16 protein-coding genes and 1 riboswitch are annotated in these 14468 nt (G+C 42.3%); of the genes, 14 read left to right on the plus strand and 2 right to left on the minus strand.

The window, feature by feature from the left end; translation table 11 throughout:
• Window positions 1–77 precede the first annotated feature (77 nt).
• The 4 genes from SB775_RS24055 to rarD all read left to right on the plus strand — a co-directional run bounded on the left by SB775_RS24055 (window position 78) and on the right by rarD (window position 4758).
• Window positions 78–284 carry an alpha/beta-type small acid-soluble spore protein gene (locus tag SB775_RS24055; protein WP_125160175.1) on the plus strand — a complete coding sequence of 69 codons (207 nt, stop codon included), beginning with the start codon at window positions 78–80 and terminating at the stop codon, window positions 282–284.
• Window positions 285–417: 133 nt separating this feature from the next.
• Window positions 418–2001, plus strand: a complete 1584-nt coding sequence (gene mbcS / locus SB775_RS24060) for an acyl-CoA synthetase MbcS (protein WP_410863663.1) — start codon at window positions 418–420, stop codon at window positions 1999–2001.
• 147 nt (window positions 2002–2148) lie between these two features.
• Window positions 2149–3750 (plus strand): amidohydrolase, encoded by a 1602-nt coding sequence (locus SB775_RS24065; RefSeq protein WP_410863665.1) that lies wholly within the window; start codon window positions 2149–2151, stop codon window positions 3748–3750.
• A gap of 78 nt (window positions 3751–3828) precedes the next feature.
• A complete protein-coding gene (gene rarD, locus SB775_RS24070; protein WP_410863667.1) occupies window positions 3829–4758 on the plus strand; it encodes an EamA family transporter RarD in 930 nt (309 codons plus the stop codon).
• Window positions 4759–4849: 91 nt separating this feature from the next.
• Here rarD and SB775_RS24075 read toward each other — a convergent pair whose 3' ends face one another.
• Entirely contained in the window at window positions 4850–5677 is an 828-nt protein-coding gene (locus SB775_RS24075; RefSeq protein WP_410863669.1) for a protein-glutamine gamma-glutamyltransferase, read from the minus strand.
• Between the two features lie 268 nt (window positions 5678–5945).
• Window positions 5946–6055, plus strand: a riboswitch (TPP riboswitch).
• 134 nt (window positions 6056–6189) lie between these two features.
• Here SB775_RS24075 and SB775_RS24080 point away from each other — a divergent pair.
• From SB775_RS24080 to SB775_RS24100, 5 genes are read left to right on the plus strand one after another with little or no spacing between them, the layout of a single operon-like run.
• Complete coding sequence (locus SB775_RS24080) at window positions 6190–7194, plus strand: ABC transporter substrate-binding protein (RefSeq protein ID WP_410863670.1); 1005 nt, start codon at window positions 6190–6192, stop codon at window positions 7192–7194.
• An 11-nt stretch (window positions 7195–7205) separates the two neighbouring features.
• Window positions 7206–7490: a thiamine-binding protein gene (locus SB775_RS24085; RefSeq protein WP_125160171.1), complete on the plus strand. Its 285-nt coding sequence runs from the start codon at window positions 7206–7208 to the stop codon at window positions 7488–7490.
• Entirely contained in the window at window positions 7487–8269 is a 783-nt protein-coding gene (locus SB775_RS24090) for an ABC transporter permease (RefSeq protein WP_061464390.1), read from the plus strand. Before SB775_RS24085 ends, SB775_RS24090 begins: the two co-directional genes overlap by 4 nt.
• The gene (locus SB775_RS24095) at window positions 8253–8993 is read left to right on the plus strand and encodes an ABC transporter ATP-binding protein (protein WP_089363632.1); all 741 of its coding nucleotides are present in this window, start codon (window positions 8253–8255) and stop codon (window positions 8991–8993) included. Before SB775_RS24090 ends, SB775_RS24095 begins: the two co-directional genes overlap by 17 nt.
• A gap of 18 nt (window positions 8994–9011) precedes the next feature.
• Window positions 9012–9782: a TatD family hydrolase gene (locus tag SB775_RS24100; RefSeq protein WP_284470018.1), complete on the plus strand. Its 771-nt coding sequence runs from the start codon at window positions 9012–9014 to the stop codon at window positions 9780–9782.
• Between the two features lie 37 nt (window positions 9783–9819).
• Here SB775_RS24100 and SB775_RS24105 read toward each other — a convergent pair whose 3' ends face one another.
• A complete protein-coding gene (locus SB775_RS24105) occupies window positions 9820–10620 on the minus strand; it encodes an NAD kinase (protein WP_410863673.1) in 801 nt (266 codons plus the stop codon).
• 204 nt (window positions 10621–10824) lie between these two features.
• On the opposite strand from SB775_RS24105, the gene sppA reads away from it, so the two are divergent.
• The 5 genes from sppA (at window position 10825) to tpx (ending at window position 14339) form a co-directional block, all read left to right on the plus strand.
• Window positions 10825–11826, plus strand: a complete 1002-nt coding sequence (gene sppA, locus SB775_RS24110) for a signal peptide peptidase SppA (RefSeq protein WP_089361757.1) — start codon at window positions 10825–10827, stop codon at window positions 11824–11826.
• Between the two features lie 12 nt (window positions 11827–11838).
• A complete protein-coding gene (locus SB775_RS24115) occupies window positions 11839–12378 on the plus strand; it encodes an RDD family protein (RefSeq protein WP_089361756.1) in 540 nt (179 codons plus the stop codon).
• 100 nt (window positions 12379–12478) lie between these two features.
• On the plus strand, window positions 12479–13171 hold the full coding sequence (locus SB775_RS24120) for a DUF2953 domain-containing protein (RefSeq protein WP_377381313.1): 693 nt from the start codon (window positions 12479–12481) through the stop codon (window positions 13169–13171).
• Window positions 13172–13186: 15 nt separating this feature from the next.
• Entirely contained in the window at window positions 13187–13660 is a 474-nt protein-coding gene (gene ytfJ / locus SB775_RS24125) for a GerW family sporulation protein (RefSeq protein ID WP_061464384.1), read from the plus strand.
• Window positions 13661–13838: 178 nt separating this feature from the next.
• Window positions 13839–14339, plus strand: a complete 501-nt coding sequence (tpx, locus tag SB775_RS24130) for a thiol peroxidase (RefSeq protein WP_410863674.1) — start codon at window positions 13839–13841, stop codon at window positions 14337–14339.
• The last annotated feature ends 129 nt before the right edge of the window (window positions 14340–14468 follow it).

Consider the following 14468-nt stretch of genomic DNA (forward strand, 5'->3'; position numbering starts at 1 on the left):
TGTAATTACCAATGATATTGTGCGAATGAAGCCATGTGTTTTAACACACTCTATAATCACAAGGAGGTGAAAAACTCATGGCAAACAACAACAGCTCAAACGAATTATTGGTACCTGGAGTGGAACAAGCTCTAGAACAAATGAAATATGAAATCGCTTCAGAATTCGGTGTACAACTTGGTGCCGATACAACATCTCGCGCTAACGGATCAGTTGGTGGGGAAATCACAAAACGCCTTGTTCAAATGGCTGAACAACAATTAGGCGGAGGTTTCAACAGATAATTTAATAATATGGCTACAGAGAGCGGGTTCTAAAACCCGCTCTCTTTATTTATTTGTAAAAATACATGGATATATTAGAGAAGTATCTTGTATAATGAGTAGGTACTAAGAGTTCATAAATGGAGGGGAAAAAATGAAACGTAAAGATTTATTAGCTCCGGAACATTACAACTTAGTGAGTGAAATGGAACGTTTTGCAAAAAATCCGGAAAAAGTTGCTGTACTTTGGGAGAACGAAACCGGAGATAAAAAACAACTTACATATGAGAATTTATTAAAGAGTGCAAATAAAATTGGAAATGCCTTCAAGAAAAAAGGGCTGGGTAAAGGTGATACGGTCCTTATCATAATCCCTCGTTTAGTAGAAGCTTATCAAGTGTATTTAGCCGCATTGAAAATTGGCATGATTGTCATACCTTGTTCTGAAATGCTTCGTGCGAAGGACTTGCAGTATCGAGTCAACCACGGTGATGTTAAAGGAATCGTCAGTTTTCATGAATATACTCATGAATTGAATGAAATAGAGGGAGCTGAAAGCCTTCTGAAGTTTTCAATCGGAAAACGAGTGGAAAATTGGCTGGATTTGAATGAGCTTGCCGATGATGAATCCGATCAGCTGCCAATGGCCGACACGAAGAGTGAGGATATGGCGTTCTTATCGTATACTTCCGGAACGACAGGTAATCCAAAAGGGGTTGTCCATACACATGGATGGGCTTATGCCCATTTAAAAACGTCTGCTGCAAACTGGCTGGGCATCAGCGAAGGGGATGTGGTTTGGGCAACGGCAGGCCCAGGGTGGCAAAAGTGGATCTGGAGTCCTTTCCTGGCTGTACTGGGAACGGGTGCAACAGGTCTTGCCTATCATGGGAAGTTCGAGGCGAAAAAATATCTTCAGCTGCTTCAGGGATACAAAGTGAATGCGTTATGCTGCACACCAACCGAGTATCGGTTGATGGCGAAGGTGGATAACCTTGATGACTATGATTTATCCCATCTTCATAGTGCAGTATCAGCGGGAGAGCCTTTAAATCAAAAAGTGTTCGAGGTCTTTAAAAACCATTTCCATATTGAAGTGCGCGATGGATATGGACAAACCGAAAATACCCTTTTGGTAGGTGTAACAAAAGGCATGGATATTAAATTGGGCTCCATGGGCAAACCGACTCCGGGCAACCATGTGGAAATCATTGATGATTCCGGTAAACCCTGTTCTCCTGGTATAGTCGGGGATATTGCCGTACATATCGATACACCTGCTCTCTTTAAAGAATATTTTAAAGATCCCGAGCGGACATCGAAGCAATTCCGTGGGGACTATTATATCACCGGCGATCAGGCGAAAATGGATGAAGATGGTTATTTCTGGTTTGAGGGTCGAACTGATGATATCATCATCAGTTCGGGGTATACCATTGGACCGTTTGAAGTGGAAGATGCACTCGTGAAGCATCCATATGTGAAAGAGTGTGCCGTTATAGCAAGTCCTGATGAAATAAGGGGAAATGTGGTCAAGGCGTATGTCGTCTTGATGGATGATATAGATCCGGACAGCCAAGATTTGATCAAAACGCTTCAATCGCACGTAAAAGAATTGACTGCTCCATATAAATATCCAAGGAAAATCGAATTTTTAGATGAGCTTCCCAAAACGACATCGGGTAAAATCAAACGGGTGGATTTACGGAAAAGGGAAGAAGCACTACTTAATAATTAACGAAAGCATTTCCGTCAGCCCCCGGCTGACGTTTTTTTTATTAACAGAGGCTTGCATAATCATAAATATGGGAATCCGTGAATTGAGATGGTACACTTACTGCATATCTGAAGGGAAAGAATCATTTAATAAGGAGTGTAGAGCGGGATGGGAACGTTATGGTTCAATGGGGCGATTTATACGATGGTTAAAGAAAAAGATCAAGTGGAGGCACTCTTCACTGAAAATGGGGTAATTGTTGATACCGGCAGCCTTGACTATTTAGAACATAAATATGCCGGCAATATTTCCAGGGAAATCGACTTAAAAGGACAAACGATGCTGCCAGGGTTAGTGGATAGTCACCTTCATTTGGTCGGGCATGGTGAAAGACTGCTTCGTCTAGACCTCTCTTTGATGGATAGCAGGGAGTCCATCATGAATGCCTTGAAGGAAAAGTGCTCAAAGACCCCTGCTGGAAAGTGGATTGTTGCCGAAGGGTGGAATGAAAATGAATGGCCCAGTCCTGAATTGATTTTACGGGATGAGCTTGACGCGATATCGACAGAACATCCCATCGTATTGAAAAGGATCTGCCGCCATGCCTTGGTGGTCAATTCCTGCGCCCTTTTGGAAGCGGGTATTAAAGAAGATATAAAAGAACCGTCAGGCGGGGTGATCTGCCGCTATCCAGAAGGACGGTTAAATGGTTTATTTAAAGAAAGCCAGGCGCAGAACCTGATTTTAGACAGCCTTCCTGGCATTGACCAAGAGTATATCGAAAACGCACTCATAGAGGCCATAGAAGATGCATATAAGCTAGGTTTGACTGGCGGACATACTGAAGACCTCCATTACTATAATGGCTTCCTTCCGACATATCAGGCGTTTAAATCGGTAATCGAGGACAGGGAAATGGCCTTTCGCGCCAATTTACTCGTCCATCACGAAGCGTTAGAAGAAATGCTGAAAGCAGGCGGCAGCTATCAAGAAGGTACGCGATATATCAAGTTCGACAGCATGAAGATATTTACCGACGGCTCCTTAGGCGGACGCACAGCCCTGTTAAGCGAACCCTATGCAGATCAAAGGGATACGAACGGTGTCGCGATATTCACTGAGCATGAGCTTCAGGAATGGGTGAAAAAAGCAAGGGATGCCGGAATGCCGATTGCTGTCCATGCCATTGGCGATCTCGCTTTTGAATACGTCTTGAATGCAATTGAAGCCATCCCCCCAAAAGAGGGACAGAGGGACCGGCTCATCCATGCGCAGATCGTCCGGCCGGAGCTGCTGGAGCGGGCGGCAAAACTGCAGGTCATATTTGATATCCAACCAGGTTTCGTCACGTCCGATTTTCCGTGGGTGGAAGAAAAGGTTCCAGCCAATCTATTGGATTCCTCCTATGCCTGGAAAACCTATTTGAATATGGGCATCATTTGTGCGGGAGGGTCGGATGCGCCTATAGAGCCATTAAATCCAATTTTGGGCATCCATGCTGCTGTCACAAGGACGAAAATCAACAGTGAGGACAGTACCGTATATGGCTTGGATGAAAGGCTCTCCGTTCATGATGCCTTCGCACTTTATACAAAAGGGAGTGCTGCAGCTATCGGCCAGGAAAAACGCCGCGGTCAGATCATCAAAGGGTACGATGCAGATTTTACCGTGTTTAATCTGGATGTCTTTGCTGTTGCGCCGGATGATCTCCTGAAAGTTGAGGCGGTCATGACGGTCATCGATGACAGAATCATGTATGATAAAAAATAACAGTTGCAAAAAAAGAAATGGATACGCAAAATAGTTAGATGGAATTCGATAAAGGAATTAATGGAAAGAAGGCAGGTTATGAAAGTGGATGAACAAAAAGAAGGGGCGATCTATGCAGCCCTTTCTTATATGATGTGGGGAGTCGTGCCAATTTACTGGAAGTTCCTTCAGGGAGTCGGAGCTACAGAAATCTTGGCTCAGAGGGTATTATGGTCTTTCGTCTTCATGCTGGTTTTATTGATGTTCATGAAAAAACGACAAGCGTTTCTTGATTATGTCAAAAACATATTGGGAAATCCCAAACTCTTTGCGGCGTTACTAACGGCCTCACTGCTCGTTACAGCTAATTGGGGAGTGTTCATCTGGGCCGTTAACTCAGGACGGATCCTTGACACGAGCCTTGGATATTATATCAATCCGCTAGTCAGTGTACTATTGGGAGTGATAGTTTTAAAAGAAAAATTGAGCGGGGCACAGATCATGTCGTTCCTGCTTGCAGGAATCGGGGTCTTGATCCTAGGCATTCATTTCGGTACGATCCCGTGGGTCTCTCTTGTTTTGGCCATGACCTTTGGATTATACGGCCTGGCAAAAAAAATGATCAAAGCCGAATCGGCGATCGGGCTGACGCTCGAAACGATGATGGTAACGCCTCTTGCCCTGGGTTACCTGATATACTTGATGAACCAATCAGAAATGCAATTCTTTACAGCAGGAAGCACAAGCTTGCTGTTGGTGGGCGGTGGGATTGTCACGGCCTTGCCTCTTTTATATTTTGCAAAGGGGGCGGAGAAGATCCCGTTGTCGATGCTTGGGATTTTTCAGTATATCGCTCCGACCTTATCCTTATTGATCGGGGTATTCGTCTATCACGAAAGATTTACAAAAGCGCATCTTTTAGCCTTTTTGTTCATATGGTCAGCCTTGGCTGTTTATACACTATCCATTACGAAATGGGGTCAGGCAAGTGCACGCAGGTTTAAAGGCAAAGGGGACATCGGTGCGTGAATAAGAAAAAATGCTTGGTGGTTCCATCCCCAAGCATTTTTTTTTGCCTATATTTAAAGAAACCGGTTTTACGGCAGGAGAATTGCTTGAGTCATGAAAGGTAAATCTTCGGACCTATTTCAGAAACAATCAAATCAGATAGGGTGACAAGACCGTGAACGGGCTTTGCACGGGAGATAGTTGGTTGGAATTGTCTATAGTAGGAACTATCCAAGCTAATGATATGCTTTGTCAGGAATGCTGAGATGGCGGCATTCGGCTTTCTATTGCTATTTAGTTCATCGATGATACCCTGTGCATTGGTAATCCCGATCCCGTGGCCATAAAAGAGGTCTTCTCCTAATAATATTGCATTCTCACCTTGCCATTCAGGTGTTTCCACATCGTGATCAGGGTTTTTGAAGTAAAGGCAATCCCCTGGTAAATAATCCGTTCCTTGATGAACATGAAGAGCCATATTCTTTGGAGGGCGCCAGTCATATAGAAATAGGCTTGAAAAAAGATAGTCGAAATTCCTAGGGCCGATTAAATCCAAAATGGCCTTTAAAAAAGTGACGACTATCGCTGTACCGCATTCGAAAGCGTAAAGCGTTCCATTCAAGAAAATGTCCAGGAGTGCAACATGAGGGGCAATCCCTGGCTGAAGGGTAAAGGTGCCATCCTTTGAAAGGCGCCAATATTGTTTATTGGATGCCGATTCCTCAAGTGTGGAAAATTCTGCATCACTTTTATCCAACGCAAAAGCTGCCTCGATGACTTGGTGCCTCAGTTGTATATCAAAATTAAGGTATCCAAAGCTCCGATATTCAAAAATGTTAGAATCTTCCGCTAGCAATTGGAGAATTTCAAGCGATTTAGCAGATGCTATACCTGGTTGGATGTGACTGACATCTAATAATTTGTGATTAATCTTTATCATGATCATATCCACCTTTTGCTTTTGAAATTAAGGGCATATAAAACCAGTACACAAAAAATGTCCACAGGTTATGCTCATTATATGAATACCTGTAAGGAAATGACTCTTTGAACGTGTCAGGCACGTAAACGAGAATGATTGGAATGGGATGATGTTTTGCTAGATATCCTTTAATGCAAGGGAAACCTTTCCAATTAATGAGAAGAAGCAAATTAGTATTCCTTTTTCTCCATGAATTGATATAATGGGAGAGAAAAGTTCATATGTGCGAGAAATGTAGGGGGGCCAGTACTGCTGGCTGAGATTGCGTCCTTTAGATGCTGACTCTTTGAACCTGATCTGGATGATGCCAGCGGAGGGAACATATTATTACTGACTTTCTGTTTTGTATGTTAAACGTCCGAATTCATCTTCGGGCGTTTTTTGTTTTTTTACCGGTATTGGAATGGACCCTGGCGCCCCATTATGGTTTCGGCATATGGATCTTATATGATGTGTAGGAGGATAATAGTTTGAATAAATTCTTACCACTGTTAACTTCGTTGTTCCTTTTGGCTGGATGTGGGGCAGGCGGAACTAATGAAAAAGAAGAATCATCTAAAAAAGAAGGCAATAAAGAATTAAAAAAGGTATCGGTCGTGCTTGATTGGACACCGAATACAAACCATACAGGATTGTATGTAGCCAAGGAAAAAGGGTATTTCAAAGAACAAGGTCTGGATGTGGAAATTATCATGCCAGGCGAAGCTGGAGCTGATAAACTTGTGGCTTCAGGGAAATCTGAATTTGGCGTGAGCTACCAGGAGGGCATTACGCAGGCCCGCGTGCAAGGCGTGCCGCTTGTTTCGCTAGCTGCTGTCATCCAGCATAATACCTCTGGATTCGCTTCACCTGCGGCAAAAAACATTAAAACTCCCAAGGATTTTGAAGGGAAAACGTATGGTGGCTGGGGGTCTCCAGTTGAAAAGGCCATTATTGATTCACTTATGAAAAAAGAAAATGCCGATGTAAATAAAGTGGATATAGTGAATACAGGGGACACAGATTTTTTCACTTCGGTTAAAAGGGATATAGATTTCGCCTGGATTTATTATGGGTGGACAGGTATCGAGGCTGAGTTGCGGAATGAAAAGCTTAATATGGTTTACTTAACCGATTACTCTGATAAGCTTGATTACTATACGCCTGTTTTGACAACAAATGAAAAGATGATTAAAGAGGATCCTGAGACTGTTAAAGCATTCGTTCATGCAGCTTCGAAAGGGTACCAGTTTGCAATTAAGAATCCTGATGATGCAGCGGACATATTAAGTAAGTCTGCACCTGATCTAGATCCAAAACTAGTGAAGAAAAGCCAGGAGTGGCTTGCAGATAAGTATCAGGATGATGCTCCGCGTTGGGGTGAACAAAAGCTTGAAATCTGGAAGAATTATAGTGATTGGATGAAGGAAAATAAGCTTCTTGAAGGTGATTTCAATCCTGAAAAGGCATTTACCAATGAATTTTTACCAAAATAGGAGGAAATACAATGGCCAATTCATTAATTAGTATACAAATCATTCCTAAAGGGGAAAATGTCATCCCCATGGTCGATGAAGCAATCAAGATCATTGATGAATCAGGTGTCAAGTATGAGGTTCACCCGCTAGAAACAACAATGGAGGGTGAGCTATCCGAGCTTTTTGCCGTGATAGAAAAAATGAATGTAAGAATGATTGAATTAGGCTCGCCGAATGTCATTTCCCAAGTGAAGATACTATATCAGCCAAGCGGGATTACGATGGATACGTTAACGGAGAAATATCGGGCATGATCAAAAGGGGAATTTGGAAGAAGGGGGCTCCCTTCTTTCTTTTATTATGTTTGCTGATAGTATGGGAGTCAATGACAGTCTTATTAAAGGTTGAAAAATGGCTGCTTCCCGCTCCATCAGCCATTTTCATTGAAGGAATTGAGTCGTCCCGTAATCTTTTTGGACACCTTATATCAACAACTGAGCTTGCGTTATCGGGTTTTCTTATTGGAAGCTGTATTGGGTTATTAATTGCTGCAATCTTACACCTATTTCCAGGTGTGAAGGACGCGGTTTATCCTCTGCTCATACTCTCGCAAAATATACCAATCATAGTTTTGGCACCGCTTTTAGTGATCTGGTTTGGCTTTGGCATGCTGCCTAAGTTAATTGTGATTTCACTCGTATGTTTTTTTCCGGTTGCGGTCGCTTCATTGGACGGTTTTCGCCAGACACCTTACGAACTTAAGCATTACTTCAAGATGATGGGAGCGGGGAAAAACCAGTTATTTTGGAAGCTGGAACTTCCCCACTCGATCCCGTTCATTTTCTCAGGCCTGAAAATTTCGGCCACCTATAGTATAATGGGTGCGGTTATTTCGGAATGGCTTGGGGCTAAATCGGGGATTGGTGTTTATATGACGCTCGCTTCCTCCGCGTTTCGGACAGATCGGGTGTTTGTTGCCATTTTCATCATTATGGGAATGAGCCTTCTCTTTTTTGGAATCATCACATTCCTGGAGAAATATTTAGTTTCATGGAAGAGAAAGGAGGGTGAAAGGGATGATGCTGGAAATTAAAGATGTCTCCTTTTCTTTCGATGGTAAACAAAATATTTTAGAGAATATGAATTTCCATGTAGGTGATGGGGAATTTGTCACAATCCTAGGACCATCTGGCAGCGGTAAAAGTACGTTGTTCCACTTGATAGGCGGTATTTTGAAGCCGGATCAGGGCATCATTTCGTTGGATGGTAAAAAGATAAATGGCTTTAAGGGCCATATAAGCTATATGCCGCAGCAGCCATCCCTTTTACCTTGGAGAACGGTGCTGGATAATGTTTTGCTTGGAAGTGAGCTTGCTGGGATAAGAGACAAAGAAATGGCAAAAGCCCTTTTGGTGAAAGCTGGATTAGAAGAGTATGTGAAGGCATATCCGCATGAATTATCTGGGGGCATGAAGCAAAGGGCCGCTTTCATTCGAAGCATCTTAAGTCAACAGGACTTGATGTGCCTGGACGAACCCTTTTCTGCTCTGGATGAACTGACAAGATTGGAAATGCAAAAATGGCTTTTGTCTGTTTGGGAACAAAATCGGAGATCTGTGCTTTTTGTTACCCACAGCATAGATGAAGCGGTTTTCCTTTCAGATAGAATTTATGTGTTATCAGCAAAACCGGCTGCTGTCATCAAAGAAGTGAAAGTTCCATTTCCAAGGCCAAGAAGTGAGGAACAATTTCTAAGTGATGAATTTTTAAATTTGAAGAGAGAATTATATGCCGCACTAAAGCCAACCCTTTCTTAAGTCAGGAGGAAATTGAAAATGAAGATCATCGACAGCCATATCCATTTGGATAGGTATGATGAAAGTGAACAGAAGCAGATTCTCTCTGATATGGAAAAGGTGCATTTGGAATCATTGGTGACAGTTTCCATGAATTTAACCTCTTCCATAAACAATGACCAGCTTTCACTCAAAGATTCACGAATTAAGCCTGCCTTCGGCTTTCATCCTGAGCAGCCCCTCCCGAGTAAAGAGGAAGTGAACGAATTATTGTATTGGATGCGGGAACATCGTCATAATATGGTTGCTGTAGGTGAGATCGGACTCCCGTATTACTTAAGGCAGGAAAATCCCAATATGGATACGTCAGGTTATGTAGAGATACTGGAAAGGTTGCTGGCTTTTGCTAAAGAGGTTGAAAAGCCGGTTATCCTTCATGCCGTTTATGGCGATGCCCCCATCGTTTGCGACCTTTTGGATAAGCATCAAATCACAAAGGCACACTTTCATTGGTTTAAAGGTGATATCAGGACAGTCGAAAGAATGGCCGAAAAGGGGTACCGAATTTCGATTACACCTGATGTTTGTTATGAGAGGGAAATACAGGAATTGGTTTTTGCATACCCACTTAAGCTGATGATGATTGAAACGGATGGCCCATGGCCGTTTGAAGGGGTTTTCAAAGGGAAATGGACGCACCCGGGCATGATGCATGAAAGTGTTCGTCAAATTGCTTCGATTAAAGGATTGCCAATTGAGGATGTCTATGAAATCCTTTATCAAAATACGAAAGATTTTTACCATATATAAAAGGTACCGGACATATCCGGTACCTTTATTAGTTAGTTCAAAGAAAGGTCCTTTTCACCTTTTCCCAAAAGGAATTATCCTTAAGCTTAACGGTCTTGATGACTTTACCGCTTAACCGGACCTTGACCTTTTCAACATGATTGATGCTTAAGGCTTCATTGTCCATTCCGATGATCGGGTAGCTTGGCCCGTTTTGTTCAAGGTGGACGGTCAAAGATCTATCGCCGCTTAGGATGAATGAAGAACCTAGGGTCCGATAGGAATTATTATTGATGGATGCGAGCTCGCTCACTTGAAAACAAGGGAGAAGGGGATCCACAACGGCCCCGTTTACCGATTTATTATAGGCGGTGCTTCCGGTCGGGGTCGCAATGATGATTCCGTCGCCGCGAAAAGTTTCAAAATGGAGTTGATCAATGAAAATATCCATGATGAACGTTTTGGTTATGGAAGTCCGGATACTGAGTTCATTGAGGGCATAAAAGGAGGGCTGATCGTCCAACTGGATATCGATGGTTGGATATTTACGCACCTCGATTTGCTCACTTGTCATGGCATCGATCATTTTATCCGTGTCTTCCAAGTGGAAATCGCAATACATATTCAAGTTACCTGTGGTGGAAATGCCTGCATATAAACAATTATCCCTGAACCCGGTTTTACGGGCTGCCTGCAGGAATGTGCCGTCATCACCTATGCTTACGATGATGTTGGCCTTTGTGAAATCTTGGATGACTTCATAAGAATGCTGTTTCGCTAAGTCCGATAAGTATTCGATCTTGTTAAGTATTTCTGCATTCGGTGCATGGAAAAAATAAATATTCCTGCGAGTGTTCATCATGTTCCCCCCTAGTATGATTGGTGATGAAAGGGCTTTCTTTTTCCTGTTCAGGTAAATGCAGATCGTGCAAAATGCACCAATGCATTTCCAATTAGAGGATTATTTGCTACAATTTTATATGTCTAGTTTATCATGGAATGAAACATTAATGTATGCAGTTCGTATGATAAGAAGGATACATATATTTAAGGGGGAAAACAGATGAATGGAAAACGTTGGGCGGCACTTGGAATTGCAGCCGTTTTATTTTTTGTCTCTATTGCTGTAGGGACGGCTACAACTCTATTTACAGCGGATACGGAAAATATCATTGATGAATTATTTGCTTCTGAAAGTGCATTTAACGAGGAAGTCATAGAAGGCGATGATTTTTCTAATGTTATTGCAGTATTCGATGTAGAGGGAACGATTCAAGATACAGGAGAAGCTTCATTACTAAGTTCAGCAACATATAATCACCGTGCCTTCATGGATAAGCTGAAGATGGCAGAGGAAAATGATGATATCAAAGGAATCATACTAAGGGTGAATTCTCCTGGCGGCGGTGTCGTAGAAAGTGCTGAGATCTATGATAAGATCCTTGATATTAAAAAAGTGAAAAAACCTGTTTATGTTTCAATGGGATCAATGGCGGCTTCCGGCGGATATTATATTTCTGCGCCAGCCGATAAGATTTACGCCAGCCCAGAAACGATGACGGGTTCACTAGGTGTCATCATGCATGGGTATAATTACGAGAAGCTGGCCAAGAAGTATGGCGTTGAGTTCGAAACCATCAAAAGCGGACCACACAAAGATATTATGAGCCCAACTCGGGAAATGACTGGAGAAGAACGTGAAATACTGCAAAATATGATTAATAATTCTTATGATCAATTTGTAAAAGTCATTGCCGACGGACGAGGTATGACAGAGAATGAAGTACGCAAAATTGCTGATGGCCGCATTTATGATGGGCGTCAGGCTAAAGAAAACCATTTAATAGATGATTTCGGCCATTTGGATGATGTAATTGCCGCGATGAAAACTGATATCGGTAAAAAAGATGCTCAAGTTATCCGATATACCGATGAGGCAGGTTTCGGTTCATTATTCAGTATGGGAGCGCAAAAAATGTTGGGGAATGATGTGGAAACGGCCGTCTTGACAAAAATCCTTTCCTCTTCAAATTCTCCACGCTTAATGTATTTGTATGCGGAATAGGGGGGCTGAAGGATGACGGAACGAAATGAAAACAATGAACAAATCACTGCATCCAATGTACTGGCAGATCAAGAGGTTCCCGTTCAGCAGGAATTTACGCCAGCCAAGCAGGCCGTGGATGATGGCGGAGTCAAGAGAGTGCATTTTGCTGGATTTTGGATGAGATTTTGGGCCTATTTAGCTGATTTGTTGGTTATCGGAAGTTTGAATCGGATTTTGATTCATCCCATCTTCAAGTTTTATGAAGGGACAGATGATCTTTGGTTTTCCGCAGAAGGCTTACTAACAGGGATCGTATTCTTCTTATACTTTGTTTTGATGACCAAATTCTTGAACCAAACCCTTGGTAAGATGATTTTTGGACTGAAAGTCGTTACATTGAGGGAAGAGACAAAAACCATTTCTTGGGGTACGGTATTGTTCAGGGAGCTGATTGGCCGATATATTTCAAAAGTTACTTGGATCGGCTATCTCCTGGCAGGCTTATTACCGAAGAAACAGGCTTTGCATGATGTCTTTGCAGACACGGGTGTTGTTTTGATCAGAAGATGATATTTTTCATTCATGAATCTGTGAGAGCGTGTTTTTCGCTTTTGCAGGTTTATTTTTTTTTGCATTTGCCGATAATGATAGACTGAAGGGGTGTGGGTGCATGATGTGGGTTTTGCTGATTATAGGTATCCTCATTTTGGTGCTGCTTATTCTTATTTTCACAAAAGTAAGAGTATACATTGACTACAAACGTGTCCAAACGAATGACAAAATACATATTAAATTATCAGCTTGGTATGGACTTATTCACTATACATTCAAAGTCCCAGTCATTAAAAAGGATGATGACTCGGCAGCTATAGTAGTAAAGGAAGAGCAAGAAATGAACGGAAAAACCGAAAAGGAAGAAAAGAAAAAAATCACACCCGAAGATTTGCGTGACGGATTCGCTGACATGAAGGAGTTGCTTCAGCATATGGTCGGATTTCATAAGGTCGTCCGTCAGTTCACAGGGAAAATCCAAGTTAAAAAATTCAGCTGGCATAGTATTGTCGGTACTAAAAACGCTGCACATACAGGTGTTTTAACAGGTGCATGCTGGGCGCTTAAAGGCTCAATCATCGGTTTGCTGACAACCTATTTCAACTTCCGGATCATGCCCGCATATTCCATTACACCTGACTTTCAAAGATGGCAGGCCAATACGTCGATTTCCTGCATATTACAATTTAGAATCGGGCAGGCTATGGTGACTGGAATAAAACTGCTTCGTTATTGGAAAGGCGGAAAACCGCATTTCAGGTCCAGGAAATTAGCGAAGCTATCAGGTGATTCCAATAAACAATCGTTCTAGAGTGGAGGAATTTAAATGTCAGATCATCCGATTCAAGGTTTAATGAAAGAAGCGATGGAAAATCTGAAAGAAATGGTCGATGTGAACACGATCATCGGTGATCCGGTGGAGACTCCGGATGGAAGTGTCATTTTAACCGTATCCAAAGTTGGTTTTGGTTTTGCAGCCGGTGGCAGCGAATTTGTAATGGATGGAAACCATCAAGCACATCAAGGTGATTCCAAGCAGCCTTTTGGCGGCGGTAGCGGCGGTGGGGTTTCCATAACACCAATTGCCTTTTTGATTGTCGGTTCCCACGGGGTGAAAATGATTCATCTTGATGAAGGTACGCATCTTCTCGAAAAAATGATGGATTTAGCTCCTCAAGTCGTCGATAAGATTCAGTCCATGCTATCTAAAAAAGAAAGTAGTAATCAAAGGCAAGGCAGCAGTAGCAGTCAAACAAACGTAAAGAGGTACCAAGAACCTAAACAGGATTTAGATTTCTAACTGCGACTCGGCATCCGCCGAGTTTTCTTTTTGCTGTAATATGCTTACACCACTTAATGCTTGATTTTCCACACATGTGAACCGCCAATTCACTTTTCCAAATTCAATTAATTGCAAAATTCCGGTAAAACAAATATTATTATGCTTGTACATATAGCAGAAAGAGGAGGAATTTTTAATGGCTTCAGTTACATTTAAAAACAACCCGGTCACTTTAGTGGGATCAGAACTAAAAGTTGGGGACAAAGCACCTGATTTTACGGTATTGGCTAATGACTTATCACCGGTTACATTAAGCGAATCCAAAGGTACTGTCCGCATCATCAGTGTAGTTCCATCTGTCGATACAGGTGTATGTGATGCGCAGACACGTAAATTCAATGAAGAAGCGGCAAAATTGGATAATGTAAAAGTTCTGACGATCAGTAACGATCTTCCTTTCGCGCAAAAACGCTGGTGTGCTGCTAGTGGCCTGGACAATGTTCAAGTTCTTTCCGATCACCGTGACCTTTCATTCGGTGAAGCCTATGGTGTCGTTATGCAAGAACTTCGACTATTGGCACGCTCGGTGTTCGTTGTAAACAGCAATGATGAAATCACATATGTAGAATATGTTAGTGAAGGTACCAACCATCCAAATTACGAGGGTGCAATCGAAGCGGCTAAAGCAGCAAAATAAGAGGCGAATTCTTAGAAACCGGACGCAATGTGTCCGGTTTTTTGTTTTTATGTTTGGCTCTTTTCGTAAAGATTGTTGTTTTTAAAACGAAACTATTTAAGGTTGATTGGAGCGGAAGTGCGAGACTCC

Source organism: Peribacillus sp. SIMBA_075 (genome assembly GCF_046534585.1).

What these genes read in the sequence shown, in the direction of transcription:
- SB775_RS24055 (WP_125160175.1), top strand. Translation starts at nt 78, where the DNA reads ATGGCAAACAACAACAGCTCAAACGAATTATTGGTACCTGGAGTGGAA.
- mbcS (WP_410863663.1), top strand. Translation starts at nt 418, where the DNA reads ATGAAACGTAAAGATTTATTAGCTCCGGAACATTACAACTTAGTGAGT.
- SB775_RS24065 (WP_410863665.1), top strand. Translation starts at nt 2,149, where the DNA reads ATGGGAACGTTATGGTTCAATGGGGCGATTTATACGATGGTTAAAGAA.
- rarD (WP_410863667.1), top strand. Translation starts at nt 3,829, where the DNA reads ATGAAAGTGGATGAACAAAAAGAAGGGGCGATCTATGCAGCCCTTTCT.
- SB775_RS24075 (WP_410863669.1), bottom strand. Translation starts at nt 5,677, where the DNA reads ATGATAAAGATTAATCACAAATTATTAGATGTCAGTCACATCCAACCA.
- SB775_RS24085 (WP_125160171.1), top strand. Translation starts at nt 7,206, where the DNA reads ATGGCCAATTCATTAATTAGTATACAAATCATTCCTAAAGGGGAAAAT.
- SB775_RS24090 (WP_061464390.1), top strand. Translation starts at nt 7,487, where the DNA reads ATGATCAAAAGGGGAATTTGGAAGAAGGGGGCTCCCTTCTTTCTTTTA.
- SB775_RS24095 (WP_089363632.1), top strand. Translation starts at nt 8,253, where the DNA reads ATGATGCTGGAAATTAAAGATGTCTCCTTTTCTTTCGATGGTAAACAA.
- SB775_RS24100 (WP_284470018.1), top strand. Translation starts at nt 9,012, where the DNA reads ATGAAGATCATCGACAGCCATATCCATTTGGATAGGTATGATGAAAGT.
- SB775_RS24105 (WP_410863673.1), bottom strand. Translation starts at nt 10,620, where the DNA reads ATGAACACTCGCAGGAATATTTATTTTTTCCATGCACCGAATGCAGAA.
- sppA (WP_089361757.1), top strand. Translation starts at nt 10,825, where the DNA reads ATGAATGGAAAACGTTGGGCGGCACTTGGAATTGCAGCCGTTTTATTT.
- SB775_RS24115 (WP_089361756.1), top strand. Translation starts at nt 11,839, where the DNA reads ATGACGGAACGAAATGAAAACAATGAACAAATCACTGCATCCAATGTA.
- SB775_RS24120 (WP_377381313.1), top strand. Translation starts at nt 12,479, where the DNA reads ATGATGTGGGTTTTGCTGATTATAGGTATCCTCATTTTGGTGCTGCTT.
- ytfJ (WP_061464384.1), top strand. Translation starts at nt 13,187, where the DNA reads ATGTCAGATCATCCGATTCAAGGTTTAATGAAAGAAGCGATGGAAAAT.
- tpx (WP_410863674.1), top strand. Translation starts at nt 13,839, where the DNA reads ATGGCTTCAGTTACATTTAAAAACAACCCGGTCACTTTAGTGGGATCA.